The organism is Gluconacetobacter dulcium, assembly GCF_014174165.1.
In the GTDB taxonomy this organism is placed as follows: domain Bacteria; phylum Pseudomonadota; class Alphaproteobacteria; order Acetobacterales; family Acetobacteraceae; genus Gluconacetobacter; species Gluconacetobacter dulcium.
In genome coordinates this window covers 290,449-304,826 of the sequence record NZ_JABEQN010000001.1, presented here as the reverse complement: position 1 = coordinate 304,826, position 14,378 = coordinate 290,449, and the positions used below count along the sequence as shown (strand labels likewise).

Sequence of the window (14,378 nt, the reverse complement as noted above, 5' to 3'; positions counted from 1 at the left end):
ATTCCGGGACGACACACCGGGAAACAATGATCAGGAAACGGAAAAGAATGAACAGCAATAAGACCTTCCGGCCTGCGGATTCAGAAGACGCGATAGCGGGAACCGGCCTGCGCCATGCCGGGGCCGTCCATGCCAACCTTCATGCGCCCGAACTGATCGGGCATGCGATCCGCCGGGATGAGGGCGCGTTGTCCTCCGGTGGGGCGCTGATGGTGCGCACGGGGCTGCATACCGGCCGTTCGGCGCAGGACAAGTTCGTCGTCGACGAACCTTCGACGCGCGACGGCGTCTGGTGGGGGGCCGTCAATGCCGCCCTGCCGAGGGAGGCGTTCCAGCGGGCCTGCGATTATGTGCGCGGCTATCTGGAAGGGCAGGAACTGTTCGTCCAGGATCTGTACGCAGGTGCCGATCCGGCCCATCGCATCCGGGTGCGTCTGGTGACGACCCATGCCTGGCACGCGCTGTTCGCGCGCAACATGTTCATTCGGCCCCCGGCGGCCGAACTGGCGGGGTTTGTGCCGGATTTCGTGATCCTGCATGCGCCCGACCTCGCGCTCGACCCGGTGACGCATGGGGTGCGGAGTGCGACCGGCGTGATCCTGTCGCTGGAGCAGCGGCTGGTGGTGATCGCGGGCACCCAATATGCCGGGGAGATCAAGAAATCCATTTTCACGGTCATGAACTGGCTGCTGCCGGAGCAGGACGTGATGCCGATGCATTGCTCGGCCAATATCGGGCCTGGCGGCGAAGTGGCCCTGTTCTTCGGCCTGTCGGGTACCGGCAAGACCACGCTGTCCTCCGACGCCGCGCGCCAGTTGATCGGCGATGACGAGCATGGTTGGTCGCGGGACGGCGTGTTCAATGTCGAAGGGGGCTGTTACGCCAAGGTGATCGGCCTGAAGCAGGAGGCGGAGCCCGAGATATGGGACGCATCGCACCGGTTCGGCACCGTGCTGGAAAATGTGATGGCCGATCGCGACGGTGTGCCGGACTTCATGAATGGCGGGCTGACGGAGAATACGCGCGCCTGTTACCCGATCGATTTCGTGGCCAATGCCAGCCCGGACGGGCGGGGTGGCGTGCCGCGCCATGTGGTGATGCTGACGGCCGATGCATTCGGCGTGCTGCCGCCCATCGCGCGGCTGACGCCCGCGCAGGCGGTGTATCATTTCCTGTCGGGCTACACGGCGCGGATCGCCGGGACCGAGAAGGGGCTGGGCAAGGAGCCGCAGGCGACCTTCAGCGCCTGTTTCGGCGCGCCGTTCCTGCCGCGCCCGCCGGAACTGTATGGCGCGCAACTGGCGGCCAGTCTGGCGCGGACGCCGGTGACGTGCTGGCTGGTGAATACCGGCTGGACCGGCGGCCCCTATGGGACCGGACGGAGAATCGCGTTGGCGCAAACGCGCGCGCTGGTCAATGCCGCGCTGGACGGGCGGTTGGACGACGTGCCGTTTCGGGTGGAAGAGCATTTCGGCCTGTCGATTCCCACCCATGTGCCCGGCGTGCCCGACACTCTGCTGGACCCGGCTTCGACCTGGGATGATCCGGCGGCCTATGCCCGCGCGGCGGCCGATCTCGCGGCGCGGTTCGCGCAGAATTTCGAGACCTTCCGGGAGGGGTGTGCGCCCGAGGTTCGGGAGGCTGCGATCCGTCCGCGCGCATCGTGACGGGTGCGGGCGGGCCGTGGGGACGGCCCGCCCGGCGCGCGACAATGTGACGTGCCGTGCCGCCCGGCGATGCGGCTTGCTCTTGACCCCCGCCCTTTGGGCGGGATTAAGATCGCGCCGTTCTCCGGGGAGTCGCATGTGAGCGGCTGAGAGAGGGGTGTTTTCCCCCTGACCCGTCGAACCTGATCCGGGTCATGCCGGCGAAGGGATGGGAATTGAGCGCGGCGCTGCGATGTGCCGCCGTCATGACATTTCGCGCCGGCGCGCCCCCTCAATGAGCAAAGAGGACGCGCCATGAATATCCAGACACCCCCCAGCCCGCCGCGCCAGCCGACGCGCACGCCCGCGACCGGCGATGTGACGGTCGGGCCGCGTGCCGGTGGCCGGAAGGTCTATCAGAACGGCACGCTGTTTCCTGACCTGCGGGTGCCCTTTCGGCAGGTCGATCTGCACGCCAGTTCCGGCGAGCCGCCGGTGACGCTGTACGATCCCTCCGGCCCCTATACCGATCCGACCGCCAAGATCGATATTGCGCGCGGCCTGCCGGCCCTGCGCGCCGGATGGATTGCGCGGCGCGGCGATTGCACGGTGGTGGAACAGCCGCGCGCGGTGCGGCCGGAAGATAATGGGGGGGCAAGCGGGGCCACGCTGGCGCCGGCTTTCGACAATACCGGGCGGGTGGTGTGGCGTGGCCGGCCGGGGCGGCCGGTGACGCAGCTTGATTATGCGCGCGCCGGGATCGTGACCGAGGAGATGGAATATGTTGCGATCCGCGAGAATCAGCGCCGTGCGGCGACGGATCAAGCATTGCGGGATGGCGAGGATTTCGGCGCCAGCATTCCGGATTTCGTGACGCCGGAATTCGTTCGCGCGGAAATCGCCCGTGGGCGCGCCGTGCTGCCGGCGAACATCAACCATCCGGAACTGGAGCCGATGATCATCGGCCGGAACTTTCTGGTGAAGATCAATGCCAATATCGGCAATTCCGCCGTGCTGGGTCATGTGGCCGACGAAGTGGACAAGATGGTGTGGGCCACGCGCTGGGGCGCGGATACGGTGATGGACCTGTCCACCGGCCGGAACATCCACAATATCCGCGACTGGATCATCCGCAACAGCCCGGTGCCGATCGGCACGGTGCCGATCTATCAGGCGCTGGAGAAGGTCGGTGGCGTGGCGGAGGACCTGACGTGGGAGGTGTTCCGCGACACGCTGATCGAACAGGCCGAGCAGGGGGTGGACTATTTTACCATCCATGCCGGGGTGCGGCTGGCCTATGTGCCGCTGACGGCGCGGCGGGTGACGGGCATCGTCTCGCGTGGGGGCTCGATCATGGCCAAATGGTGCCTGGCGCATCATCGCGAGAGCTTCCTGTATGAGAAATTCGGTGAGATCTGTGAGATCATGCGGGAATATGATGTCAGCTTCAGCCTGGGGGACGGGTTGCGGCCGGGGTCGATCGCCGATGCCAACGATGCCGCCCAGTTCGCCGAACTGCGCACGCTGGGCGAACTGACGCGTGTGGCGTGGGACCATGGCTGTCAGGTGATGATCGAGGGGCCGGGCCATGTGCCGATGCACAAGATCAAGGCCAATATGGACGAGCAACTGGCCCATTGCGGCGAAGCGCCGTTCTACACGCTTGGTCCGTTGACGACGGATATCGCGCCTGGATACGACCACATCACGAGCGCCATCGGGGCGGCGATGATCGGCTGGTTCGGCACGGCCATGCTCTGCTACGTCACGCCCAAGGAGCATCTCGGCCTGCCCGACCGCGACGATGTGAAGACCGGGGTGATCACATACAAGCTGGCGGCCCATGCGGCCGACCTGGCCAAGGGGCACCCGGCGGCGCGGCTGCACGACGATGCGGTGTCGCGCGCGCGTTTCGAATTCCGTTGGGAGGATCAGTTCAATCTGGGACTGGACCCGGAGACGGCACGGTCTTTCCATGATGAGACGCTGCCGAAGGATGCGCATAAGACGGCGCATTTCTGTTCGATGTGCGGGCCGAAATTCTGCTCGATGAAGATCAGCCAGGATATTCGTGACGCGGCGCGCGGCCAGAATGACGGGGCCGGAATGTCGGCCGCCGAAATCGCGGCCGGGCTGGCGGAGATGGGCGAGAAGTTCCGGGTTGGCGGGAGTGCGATCAACGTGACGGTAGAGTGAGGTTTCTGTTCTTTTTTGAAAAAAAAGAACCAAAAAACTTTGATCTGTTAAGGGATATCCTGCGGGCGTCGTAAAACCCTAAATGGATAAAAGTCTTTTTGCTTCTTTTTCTTCAGAAAAAGAAGACCTTCCTGCCGCCGCACGAAACCGTGCGGTGGCGGGATCCGCCTCGTAAAAATCGGCCATGGGATAGGGCGCGCGGGCCAGTTCGTCCACGGCCGCGATGATTGTTTCCGCTTTCGCGTCATCCATCAGCACGCTGAAATTCAGGCGTGTCCAGCCGGGTTTGCGCATTTCCTCACCCGACAGGATCGCGGTGCGCAGGGCGTCGGACTCCGTACGATCGATCCCCAGCAGGCGGTGGGCGTAGGGGCCGGCGCAGGCGCAGCCGCCCCTGGCCTGGATGCCGTAGCAATCGGACAGCATGCGGGTGAAGAGTTGCTGGTGGACCATGCCGCCGTGCTGCCGGTCGTGGATCTGCATCGAGAAGATCGGCAGGCGCCGTGTGGCGGCCGGGTTGCCGAGGATGACGAGATTGGGGTTGTGGTCCCAGACCGCGCGGGCGGCGTGATAGAGCGCATCGTTGCGCGTATTCATGAAATCCTGCCCGATCGCGTCCTTGACCAGGAAGGCGAGGGCGGCGCGGATATCGCCGACCACGTTGGGGGTGCCGGCTTCCTCGCGCGTGGCGATGCCGTCGGCGTAATCGTGGCCCCAGGGGGAGACGAAGCGCACCGTGCCGCCGCCGGTCACGACCGGACGGGTCAGCGTCACGGCCGCGTCGCGGATGATCGTGATGCCTGAGGCGCCCGGACCGCCGATGAATTTGTGGGGCGACACCACGATGGCGTCTTTTTCCCACGGCGTGTTGGGCTTCATGTCGATGGGCAGATAGGGACCGCCGCCGGCGTAGTCCCAGACCGCGAGGGCGCCGTTGGCTTTCAGCAGCGCCGTGACCGCGTCGGTGTCGGTGATGATGCCGGTGACGTTGGAGGCGGCCGAGAAAGCACCGATTTTCAGGCGTGACGGGCCGGCTTCCGCCAGGGCTGCCGCGAGATGGGCGAGATCGGGTCCACCCTCGGGGGCTTCGTCGATTTCCACGATTTCGGCGCCGCTTTCGCGCCAGGGCAGGATGTTGGAATGGTGCTCGTAAGGACCGATGAAGACGACGGGGGTGGAACCGTTGCGCACCGCTTCGGGCACGCCCAGCAGGGCCACCAGACGGTTCAGCCCCGCCGTGGCGCCGGACCCGGTGAAGATGGTCGAAAATCCTGCGTCGGCGCCGCATAAAAGGGCGATGGTAGCCCGCGCGGCGTGGCGCAGGCGGCTGACATGCCGGCCGCAGAACGAGGCTTCGGTATGGCTGTTGGCGTACCAGGGGAGGACGTGATTCATCACGAACTCCTCGACCTGGCGCACGGCCCGGCCCGAGGCCACGTAATCGGCATAGATCAGCTTGTGGGTGCCGAAGGGGCCGGGGACGGGGGCGCCTTCGCCGATCAGGCCGGCACGGAGGCCGTCCAGGCCGCCCGCGCGCAGTGACATCGTGAAATCCGAGAAGAGATCCTGCCCGTCGCGCATCGCCGTTTGCCTCCTTCAATGGGTGGCAAAAAAATAGACGGGATCTGGTGGAAGAACTTTATCGTTTTCTCGATTGAAGTGGTCAGAATTGGGTCATATGATCGGGTATGGCGGAAAAACTGGATCATTTTGATCGAGCATTGCTTCAGGCCCTGCAACGCGATGCCGGATTGTCGCAGCGCGATCTGGCCGAGCGGATTGGGCTGTCGCAGAATGCCTGCTGGCGGCGTCTGCACGCACTGCGCGAGCGCGGGATGATCCGGCACCAGACGGTGCTGCTCGATCCTGAAGCCCTGGGGCTGGGGCTGACGGTTTTTGTGATGGTACGCACACGCCACCATTCCCAGGACTGGCTGGACCGCTTTCGCGAGGCGGTGGTGTCGGTGCCGAATGTGATCGATTTCTACCGGATCGCCGGCGATTACGACTACATGCTGAAGATTGTGACGACGGACATGAATGCCTTCGACGCCATCTATCGTTCGCTGATCGCGCGGGTCGAACTGGATACCGTTACGTCGTACATGGCGATGGAGGCGATCTGCGATCGGCGGGACCTGCCGTTGTGACGGCAGGCCCCGGGGATCATAGGTGCCTGGGGCTCAGACTTTGTTGATCGCGCCCTTTATGGCGCCTTTCGCCTTTTCGGCGGTGCCCTTCAGCTTCTGTGCCTCGCCTTCGGCTTCCAGGCTGGGATTGCTGGTCGCCTTGCCGACATTGCGCTTGATTTCGCCGACCACCGTGTCCGCGTGGCCTTTGATCTTGTCCTTGAATTCGCCCATTTCCGTGCCTCCTTGGTTTCGCGCCTCCTGGGGTGGACGCGGGCATGGATTGAAACGCCATGGTCCCGGCGGGGTTGCGTGCGGGTGCCGCGGGGCAGGGTATGCAGCCATGCCCTGAGCGGGTCAGTGCGGCTTGACGCCGAGCCTCCTTGAATGACCAGGAGGCGGTGATGGGCACGCGCGGGCGGGAGGGAGGCGGTCTGAAACGGACTGGCTTCAGAGGGTGTCTTCCGGGGGAGGCTCGGTCAGCGGGGGCATGTCCGGAGTGAGGTGCAGCGCCAGATACAGCGCGACGATATCCGTGCTGGACCCCAGGTCGAGGCCGCAGATGCTTTCGATCCGCCGGAGGCGGTAGTCGAGGCTGTTGCGGTGCAGGCCGAGGGCGGCGGCGGTGGGTTGCGGCCGCATGCCGTGGGCCAGCCATGTCCGCAGCGTATGCAGCAGCATCGCGTGTCCGGGGGCGTGAAGCAGGGGGCGCAACGGGGCGCGGAGTTCCTGTGTGCGCCAATCCTGGGAGGGGGCATCGAGCAGGACCGCCAGGCGCATTTCGTCATAGAACAGGAGGTCGCGCGTCGCATGCAGGCGCCGCCCGACATCCAGCGTCGCCCGCGCCGTGTGAAAGGAGCGTACCAGCCCGTCCGTCCCTTCGACGAAGCCGCCCAGTGCCAGCCGCAGGTCCAGCCCGGTGGCGGCGCGTGCCCGCGCCAGCAGGCGGTGTGCCCGCTCGCGATGCCAGTCCAGACTCCAGGTGCCCTTGGTGGTCAGGGCCGGTTTCAGCACCGCGATTTCGCTCAGCGACAGGGGGGCGATCAGGTTGCCGCGTTCGGGTTCGCAGAGCAGGGTGATCAGTTGATGCCGCTCGCCGAGGAGGGATGCGGCGTCGGGGCCTTCGGAGCGGATTTCGATGATCGCGGCCACCCGTGGCTGTCGCAGGTCGATGCCCAGCCGTGCCGCCGACCGGGCCAGGGCCGGTGGCGTGGGAGCCTCGCGCACCAGGCTCAGCACCAGTTCCTCGCGCAGGCGGGCCTCGCGCGACAGGGTACGGTTCTGGCGCGCATGTTCGAGCATCGTCTCGGCCGCCATGCGGACCAGTTCGGCATAGGGGCGCAGCGTGCCGGGCGCGCCGGTCAGCCCGACGCAGCCCACGATGGCGCGGCCGATCCGCAGCGGCAGGTTGACGCCTGGCCGCGCGCCGCCGAACTGCCGGACGGCGCGGGCTTCGATCTCGACCGCGCTGCTGCGTGCCAGCACCAGCAGGGCGCCGTCATGAACCTGACCCAGCCGGTCGGGGTCGCCGCTGGCGATGATGACGCCTCGGGCGTCCATCACATTGATGTTGCAGCCGGTAATGGCCATCGAGCGATCGACGATCGCCTGGGCGAGGGCGGGGTCGATGTCCGGGCGGCCCGAACCGTCGGGCGGGGCGGGCTGGGCGGTTGGGTCCGATATGCTCATGGATTGTCTGTCATCTGCCCGGAATTTTGTGCCGATTCTGACATATTTATCGTGCATATGCACCAAGACGGCGGGGCGGTTCTGCCCGTAGGGTCGATGCAAAGGCGCGAACACCGCATGGTGTCGCGCGCCCCGTCCTTATCCCGCCCCGGGACATGGGCGGGCAAGAAGAACAAGCATCGGGGAAGAATGATGCACGTAGCCTCCGTACCCTCGCCGTCGGCCGTGGACCGGCTGGATGCGACCTTTCGCAAGGTCGCGGCCAGGGTGGTGCCCTATATTTTCGTCTGTTACCTGTTCAATTATCTGGACCGGGTGAATGTCGGCTTCGCCAAGCTGGACATGCTCGATGCGCTGCATATGTCCGAGCGCGCCTATGGTCTCGGGGCCGGGATCTTCTTCCTTGGCTATATCGCCTGCGGCGTGCCCAGCAACCTGATGTTGCAGCGCGTGGGCGCGCGGCGATGGCTGGCGATGATCATGATCATGTGGGGCCTGCTGTCGGCCGCGCAGATGTTCGTGGCCGGCCCGGCCAGCTTCTATCTGCTGCGGTTCGTGACCGGTGCGGCGGAGGCGGGGTTCTTTCCGGGGCTGGTGCTGTATCTGACGCGCTGGTTCCCTTCCGAGCGGCAGGGGCGGGCGCTGACGCTGTTCATGTCGGCGATTCCGCTTTCCGGCGTGGTCGGTGGCCCGCTGTCGGGCTGGATGCTGTCGCATTTCGCCTCTGCGCCCGGTGGGCTGGCGGCGTGGCAGTGGCTGTTCCTGCTCCAGGGACTGCCGACCGTGGCGCTGGGCATCGGCATGGTGATGCTGTTGAGCGACACGATCGAACAGGCGGCTTGGCTGGGACCGCAGGAACGGGCGGCTGTTGGAGAGGCGTTGCGGCGCGACCGGCTGGAGCAGCCGAAGCAACTGGCCGACAATTTCGGGGCCGTGCTGCGCAATCCGGCCGTCTGGATGCTGGGGCTGCTGTATTTCTGCATCCAGGCCAGCGTCTATGCGATCAATTTCTGGCTGCCCACGATCATCCGGTCCAGTGGCATTCATGATGCGGCGACGATCGGCTGGCTGAGTGCCGTGCCCTATGTAGGGGCCAGTCTGTTCATGATCGTCATGGGGCGTTCGGCGGACCGGATGCGCGAACGGCGGTGGCATCTGGCCGTCCCGCTGCTGATGGCGGCGGCCGGGCTGGCGCTCGCGGCGCGGTTTCCGGATTCGATGCCCGTGGCACTGGGGGCGCTGACGGTGGCGACTGCCGGCGCGTTGACCGGGTTGCCGATGTTCTGGCCGCTCTGCAACGGTTATCTCAGCCCGGCGGCGGCGGCCGGCGGGCTGGCGCTGATCAATTCGATGGGACAACTGGCGGGGTTCGTCAGCCCGTATCTGGTTGGCTGGGTGAAGGACGCGACCCAGCGGACCGATGGGGCGCTGGCGCTGCTGGCGGCGATGGCGGTGTTGGGCGTGGTGTTGGTGCTGCGTATGCCCCCCTCCCGCGTCAACCGCTGAAAGCGTGGCCGGACATGCGCGCTGGCGGCGATCCGACGCGCGTTTCCTGCGCTCCGGTGCTCACGGCCATTGAGGCCGCTCCGCTCCGGTGCTCGGAAACACACGACGGGCGCGACCCTGGCGGGTCGCTCTCGCTCGCCAGCGCACATGTCCGGCCACGCTTTGCTGGCCTGGAGGGATGTGTGTGTTGTGGCGATCTGAGGCGCGTTTCCTGCGCTTCGGTGCTCACGGCCATTGAGGTCGCTCCGCCCGGTGCTCGGAAACACACGACGGGCGCGACCCTGGCGGGTCGCTCTCGCTCGCCAGCGCACATGTCCGGCCACGCTTTGCTGGCCTGGAGGGAGGTGTGTGTTGTGGCGATCTTACGCGCGTTTCCTGCGCTCCGGTGTTCGGAAACACACTCCGGGCGCGGCTCTGGTGGGTCGTTCTCGCTTGCCAGCGCACATGTCCGGCCACGCTTTGCTGGCCTGGAGGGATGTGTGCGTTGGGGCGATCTGAGGCGCGTTTCCTGCGCTCCGGTGTTCGGAAACACACTCCGGGCGTGGCCCTGGTGGGCCGTTCTCGCTTGCAGCGCACATGTCCAATCCGGCTTTGAGACACGACCGGCATAGAAAAATAAAAACGGGGAACGGCGATGAAGATCGTGATCGTGTGTGACTCCTTCAAGGAAAGCCTGTCGGCCCTTCAGGTGGCCGATGCGATCGAGGACGGGTTTCGCGAGATCTATCCCGACGCGACCTATGTGAAGCTGCCGGCCGCAGATGGGGGCGAAGGGACAGCGGAGTCGCTGGTGTTGGCCACGGGCGGGCGGATGCTGACGCGGGAGGTGACCGGGCCGCTGGGGACGCCCGTCATGGCGGCGTTCGGCATTCTGGGTGACGGACAGACGGCCGTGGTGGAAATGGCCGCCGCCGCCGGGTTGATGCTGGTGCCGCGTGACCGGCGCGATCCGCTGACGGCCACGACCTACGGTGTCGGGCAACTGATCCTCGCGGCGCTCGACGAAGGGTGCCGGCATGTGATTCTCGGACTCGGCGGCAGCGCCACCAATGACGGCGGGGCCGGCATGGCACAGGCTCTGGGGGCTTCGCTGCGCGACCGTGACGAGGTGGAGCTGGCGTTCGGTGGTGCGGAACTCGCGCGTCTGGCGCGCATCGACCTCTCACGCCTCGATGCCCGGTTGGCGGGTTGCCGGGTCGAGGTGGCCTGCGATGTCGATAATCCGCTGACCGGACCGTCCGGGGCCTCCGCGGTCTTCGGTCCGCAGAAAGGGGCGACGCCCGAGATGGTGGGCCTGCTGGATGACGCGCTGGCCGGATATGCCCGGCATGTCGCGGCCGCGACGGGGTGCGAGATCGACGCCGTGCCCGGTGCCGGCGCGGCGGGCGGGATGGGGGCGGCGGCGCTGGCGTTCCTGGGGGCCACCCTGCGGCCGGGGGTGGAGATCGTCATGGAGGCGCTGGGGCTGGATGCCATCCTCTCCGACGCCGACCTGGTGATTACCGGCGAGGGCCGGATCGACGGGCAGACCGTGCATGGCAAGGCCCCCATCGGCGTCGCCCGTGTCGCCCGTCGGCACGGACGACCGGTGATCGGCATCGCCGGGTCGTTGGGGCACGATGCGGCAAAGGTGCATGCCCATGGAATCGACGCCGTCTTCAGCGTCGTCAACCGGCCTTGCACGCTTGAGGAAGCCCTGGCCGAGGCGGCGACCAATGTGCGGGTGACGGCACGCAACGTGGCTGCCACGAGTGCCATTTTCCGGGCCAGGTGAGATAAATGTAACCAATGGGGCGCGGTTTTGGTCGGGAGTGATTTTATTTTATGTCAAATATGACAGAACGAAGACGGTGGTTTTGCGGCGAGTCTGTTTTGCTTGGATGGGGGATGTTTTATTAACGCATTGTTTTTAATGATATAAGATGAAAATCTGGCCTGCGCAGGGTGCTGAGGGTGGGTCTTTTGGTTGCTTGGATATTAACTTAAATTAACTAAAAGACCATCGTTCCTTGTAACATATAGAGCCGGACGCGGCCGCATCTGGGCCATGGATGCGTGCAATGGGCGTGGCGGCATGTCCGCAGAGGGGGAACCGGCGGGGACGCATTCTTGATCTGGCGCCTGATTTCCCCGATAGCTTGCCAAAGGAGCAGGAGGCTCGTGGCGATCGGTGAGGATCGCATCAGGGAGTGGCGCGGTATGGCGATCGAGTGGGCCGAGGCCGCATCGCATGCTGGTACCGGGTTCTTTCAGGCGACAATGGGTGTTTTGATGCGTCGTTCGGCCGGCGGCCGCCGCGACTGTTCGTTTTTTATGGTCTCGAAGAGGGCAGGGGAACATTATGAAGACTAAGGGCGGTATCCGTATCGCGATCGTGGGTGTCGGCAATTGTGCCAGTGCCCTGATTCAGGGCATTCATTATTACGGCCCGAACCGCCACAACGAGGAAGTCATCGGCCTGATGCACGAGAGCCTTGGTGGCTATCGTCCCAGCGACATCGAGGTGGTGGCGGCGTTCGATATCGACGCGCGCAAGGTCGGCACCGATGTCAGCCGTGCCATTTTCTCCGCCCCCAACTGCGTGGTGAAGTTCGAGCCGAACATCCCCGACAGCGGCGTGACCGTGCGGATGGGCGCGGTGCTGGATGGCGTGTCCGAGCACATGGCCAATTATGACGAGAAGCGCAGCTTCGTGCGGGCCGACGCCCCGGAGCCGAGCCGGGAAGACGTGGTGGCGGAACTGCGCCGCAGCGGCGCCGAGATCCTGGTGAACTACCTGCCGGTCGGATCGGAGAAGGCCACGCGCTTCTATGCCGAATGCGCGCTGGAGGCCGGGGTCGGCTTCATCAACAATATTCCGGTCTTCATCGCCAGCGATCCGGAATATGCCGCCCGCTTCGCCGAGCGCAACGTGCCGATCATCGGTGACGACATCAAGTCGCAGCTCGGCGCGACCATCGTGCATCGTGTGCTGACCGACCTGTTCGCCAAGCGCGGCGTCAAGATGCTGCACACGTACCAGCTCAACACGGGCGGCAACACCGACTTCCTGAACATGAAGAATCAGGAGCGTCTGGCGTCGAAGAAGACCTCGAAGACCGAAGCCGTGCAGGCCGTCGCGAAGACGCGCATGGAGAACGAGGATATCCATGTCGGCCCCAGCGACTATGTGCCGTGGCAGAACGACAACAAGGTCTGCTTCATCCGCATGGAAGGCCACGCCTTCGGCAACGTGCCGATGGAACTGGAACTGCGCTTGTCGGTGCAGGATTCGCCGAACTCGGCGGGTGTGGCCATCGACATGATCCGCTGCTGCAAGCTGGCGCTCGATTCCGGCGTCGGTGGTGTTCTGGCCGCGCCCAGCGCCTATTTCTGCAAGCATCCGCTGGTCCAGTACACGGATGACGAAGCCTACAAGATGGTCGAAGAGTTCATCACCACCCATTCGACCGAGGCCGTTCCCGCCTGATGAAGTGCCTGATCGTCGCCGCAGGGCAGGGCAGCCGTCTGCGTGACAAGGGGCCGCTCAAGCCCCTGGTCACGATCCGGGGGCGGCCCCTGATCGCCGAGGTTATCGACCGTGCCCGCCGTGGTGGGGTCGATGAATTCGTCATCATCAACGGCTATCGCGGCGATGAGTTGCGTACGGCCCTGGACGACATGGCGGAATGTGACGGGGGGCGCGTGACCCATGTGCATAATCCGGCATGGGACCGCGCCAACGGGGTTTCCGTTCTCTGTGCCCGGCCGTTCCTCGACGGGCCGTTTCTGCTGACGATGTGCGACCATGTGCTGGACCCGGAGATCAATCGCCTGATGGCGGCGATCCCGACAGGCCGGGACGGTGTGACGCTGGGTGTTGACAGCAATGTGGAGCGCATGCTGAACGATCCGGACGACGTGACGCGCGTTCTGTGTCGGGACGGACGGATCGAGCGTATCGGCAAGTCGCTGACGGAGTTCAATGCGTTCGATACCGGGATCTTCCGGTGTACGCCCGAGATGTTCGATGCGCTGGAAAGCAGCCAGGCAGAGGGCGAGGATAGTATATCCGGCGCCATGAACACGCTGGCCCGCTGGCACAAGGCGTATGTCCTCGATATCGGCGAACATCTGTGGATCGATGTCGATGATCCGGTGGCCTACGACAAGGCCGAACGTCTGATGGCCCAAGGGCTGCTTTGACAGGGATCGCTCCCGGCCCGTATGGCGCGGGGAACCAGGGAAACAAGGGTGCCATCGTGTTGCAGCAGACAGATCCCGTGCGGCGCACGTCGGAAATCGAAGAACTGACCAACCTGTACGTCATCCATCCGGTTTCGGGATGGCTGACGCGGCATTTCGCGCGTCTGGGGGTGGCACCCAATGCCGTGTCGCTCGGCGGGATGGCGGCCGGGGTGCTGGCGGGGGCGGCCTATCACCATGTCGGCGATGTGCGTTTCGCGGTGGCCGGGTTCCTGCTCATGGTCGTCTGGCATGTGATGGACGGGGCGGACGGCCAGCTTGCGCGCCTGACGGGCAAGCAGTCGCAGACCGGCAAGATTCTGGACGGTATCTGCGATTACGTGACGTTCGTCTCGGTTTATGTCGGGCTGGCGCTGGCGCTTTCCGCCCTCTACGGCGCGTGGGTCTGGGCGCTGGTCGTGCTGGCGGGCGGATGCCATGCGGTGCAGTCGGCCGCCTATGAACGGCAGCGGCAGGATTATAATTTCTGGGGCTGGGCGCGTGGATCGGCGCCGGTGGCACGGGCGAAGGTCGCCTCCGGCCGGCGCGTGGGCGACCTGCTGTTCGGGCTGTATAATCGGCTTGAGGCGCTGACCGCGCCGGGCGGGGAGGCGGGGCTGAACCAGCGGCTGGCGGCGTTGCTGGCCGAGCATCCCGACCGGGGGCCGGTGATCCGCCAGGCCTATCGCGAGGCGTTTGCGCCGCTGCTGCGTGGCTGGTCGATCCTGTCCGCCAATTATCGGACGATCGGCATCTTTCTCTGCGTGATCTGCCGCGTGCCGCTGGCTTATTTCATGTTCGAGATCGTGGGGTTCTCGGCGATCCTGATGCTGCTGCTGGCGCGACAGCGCATGTGCGACGGGGCGTTCATGGCCGGACTTGATGGTCTGGCCGGGGACGTGCCTTGCCCCGGTGAACGCCGCCGCGATCAGGCGGTGTTCGCGGTGAAGGCGGAAGCGTCGCTCGTGCCGTGATGCGGCAAGGGCTT

General features: G+C 65.4%; 12 protein-coding genes and 1 riboswitch. Of the genes, 9 read left to right on the top strand and 3 right to left on the bottom strand.

What is annotated here, in order from left to right:
* Positions 1 to 47 precede the first annotated feature (47 nt).
* Together pckA and thiC are read left to right on the top strand one after the other, a co-directional pair.
* The gene (gene pckA, locus HLH25_RS01400; RefSeq protein WP_182972341.1) at positions 48 to 1,667 is read left to right on the top strand and encodes a phosphoenolpyruvate carboxykinase (ATP); all 1,620 of its coding nucleotides are present in this window, start codon (positions 48 to 50) and stop codon (positions 1,665 to 1,667) included.
* A gap of 115 nt (positions 1,668 to 1,782) precedes the next feature.
* Positions 1,783 to 1,894, top strand: a riboswitch (TPP riboswitch).
* A gap of 67 nt (positions 1,895 to 1,961) precedes the next feature.
* Positions 1,962 to 3,842, top strand: a complete 1,881-nt coding sequence (gene thiC / locus HLH25_RS01395) for a phosphomethylpyrimidine synthase ThiC (RefSeq protein WP_182972340.1) — start codon at positions 1,962 to 1,964, stop codon at positions 3,840 to 3,842.
* A 78-nt stretch (positions 3,843 to 3,920) separates the two neighbouring features.
* On the opposite strand, the gene HLH25_RS01390 is transcribed toward thiC, so the two are convergent.
* Complete coding sequence (locus HLH25_RS01390; RefSeq protein WP_182972339.1) at positions 3,921 to 5,423, bottom strand: aminotransferase class V-fold PLP-dependent enzyme; 1,503 nt, start codon at positions 5,421 to 5,423, stop codon at positions 3,921 to 3,923.
* A gap of 107 nt (positions 5,424 to 5,530) precedes the next feature.
* Between HLH25_RS01390 and HLH25_RS01385 the strand changes: the two genes are divergently transcribed.
* Positions 5,531 to 5,992 carry an Lrp/AsnC family transcriptional regulator gene (locus HLH25_RS01385; protein WP_182972338.1) on the top strand — a complete coding sequence of 154 codons (462 nt, stop codon included), beginning with the start codon at positions 5,531 to 5,533 and terminating at the stop codon, positions 5,990 to 5,992.
* Positions 5,993 to 6,025: 33 nt separating this feature from the next.
* On the opposite strand, the gene HLH25_RS01380 is transcribed toward HLH25_RS01385, so the two are convergent.
* Both HLH25_RS01380 and HLH25_RS01375 read right to left on the bottom strand, forming a co-directional pair.
* On the bottom strand, positions 6,026 to 6,205 hold the full coding sequence (locus HLH25_RS01380; protein WP_182972337.1) for a CsbD family protein: 180 nt from the start codon (positions 6,203 to 6,205) through the stop codon (positions 6,026 to 6,028).
* A gap of 216 nt (positions 6,206 to 6,421) precedes the next feature.
* On the bottom strand, positions 6,422 to 7,660 hold the full coding sequence (locus HLH25_RS01375) for a sugar diacid recognition domain-containing protein (RefSeq protein WP_182972336.1): 1,239 nt from the start codon (positions 7,658 to 7,660) through the stop codon (positions 6,422 to 6,424).
* Positions 7,661 to 7,849: 189 nt separating this feature from the next.
* Between HLH25_RS01375 and HLH25_RS01370 the strand changes: the two genes are divergently transcribed.
* The 6 genes from HLH25_RS01370 (at position 7,850) to HLH25_RS01345 (ending at position 14,364) form a co-directional block, all read left to right on the top strand.
* Entirely contained in the window at positions 7,850 to 9,166 is a 1,317-nt protein-coding gene (locus HLH25_RS01370; protein WP_246400830.1) for an MFS transporter, read from the top strand.
* Positions 9,167 to 9,800: 634 nt separating this feature from the next.
* Positions 9,801 to 10,940: a glycerate kinase gene (locus HLH25_RS01365; RefSeq protein ID WP_182972335.1), complete on the top strand. Its 1,140-nt coding sequence runs from the start codon at positions 9,801 to 9,803 to the stop codon at positions 10,938 to 10,940.
* A gap of 386 nt (positions 10,941 to 11,326) precedes the next feature.
* The gene (locus tag HLH25_RS01360; RefSeq protein ID WP_182972334.1) at positions 11,327 to 11,518 is read left to right on the top strand and encodes a hypothetical protein; all 192 of its coding nucleotides are present in this window, start codon (positions 11,327 to 11,329) and stop codon (positions 11,516 to 11,518) included.
* Positions 11,508 to 12,635 (top strand): inositol-3-phosphate synthase, encoded by a 1,128-nt coding sequence (locus HLH25_RS01355; RefSeq protein WP_182972333.1) that lies wholly within the window; start codon positions 11,508 to 11,510, stop codon positions 12,633 to 12,635. The genes HLH25_RS01360 and HLH25_RS01355 overlap by 11 nt, the downstream gene beginning before the upstream one ends.
* The gene (locus HLH25_RS01350) at positions 12,635 to 13,351 is read left to right on the top strand and encodes a phosphocholine cytidylyltransferase family protein (protein WP_182972332.1); all 717 of its coding nucleotides are present in this window, start codon (positions 12,635 to 12,637) and stop codon (positions 13,349 to 13,351) included. Before HLH25_RS01355 ends, HLH25_RS01350 begins: the two co-directional genes overlap by 1 nt.
* A 56-nt stretch (positions 13,352 to 13,407) precedes the next feature.
* The gene (locus HLH25_RS01345; RefSeq protein WP_310889032.1) at positions 13,408 to 14,364 is read left to right on the top strand and encodes a CDP-alcohol phosphatidyltransferase family protein; all 957 of its coding nucleotides are present in this window, start codon (positions 13,408 to 13,410) and stop codon (positions 14,362 to 14,364) included.
* Positions 14,365 to 14,378 lie beyond the last annotated feature (14 nt).

Coding starts and splice junctions, on each gene's coding strand:
- HLH25_RS01375 (WP_182972336.1), bottom strand. CDS start 7,660: ATGAGCATATCGGACCCAACCGCCCAGCCCGCCCCGCCCGACGGTTCG.
- HLH25_RS01390 (WP_182972339.1), bottom strand. CDS start 5,423: ATGCGCGACGGGCAGGATCTCTTCTCGGATTTCACGATGTCACTGCGC.
- thiC (WP_182972340.1), top strand. CDS start 1,962: ATGAATATCCAGACACCCCCCAGCCCGCCGCGCCAGCCGACGCGCACG.
- HLH25_RS01365 (WP_182972335.1), top strand. CDS start 9,801: ATGAAGATCGTGATCGTGTGTGACTCCTTCAAGGAAAGCCTGTCGGCC.
- HLH25_RS01370 (WP_246400830.1), top strand. CDS start 7,850: ATGATGCACGTAGCCTCCGTACCCTCGCCGTCGGCCGTGGACCGGCTG.
- HLH25_RS01355 (WP_182972333.1), top strand. CDS start 11,508: ATGAAGACTAAGGGCGGTATCCGTATCGCGATCGTGGGTGTCGGCAAT.
- HLH25_RS01380 (WP_182972337.1), bottom strand. CDS start 6,205: ATGGGCGAATTCAAGGACAAGATCAAAGGCCACGCGGACACGGTGGTC.
- HLH25_RS01350 (WP_182972332.1), top strand. CDS start 12,635: ATGAAGTGCCTGATCGTCGCCGCAGGGCAGGGCAGCCGTCTGCGTGAC.
- HLH25_RS01385 (WP_182972338.1), top strand. CDS start 5,531: ATGGCGGAAAAACTGGATCATTTTGATCGAGCATTGCTTCAGGCCCTG.
- pckA (WP_182972341.1), top strand. CDS start 48: ATGAACAGCAATAAGACCTTCCGGCCTGCGGATTCAGAAGACGCGATA.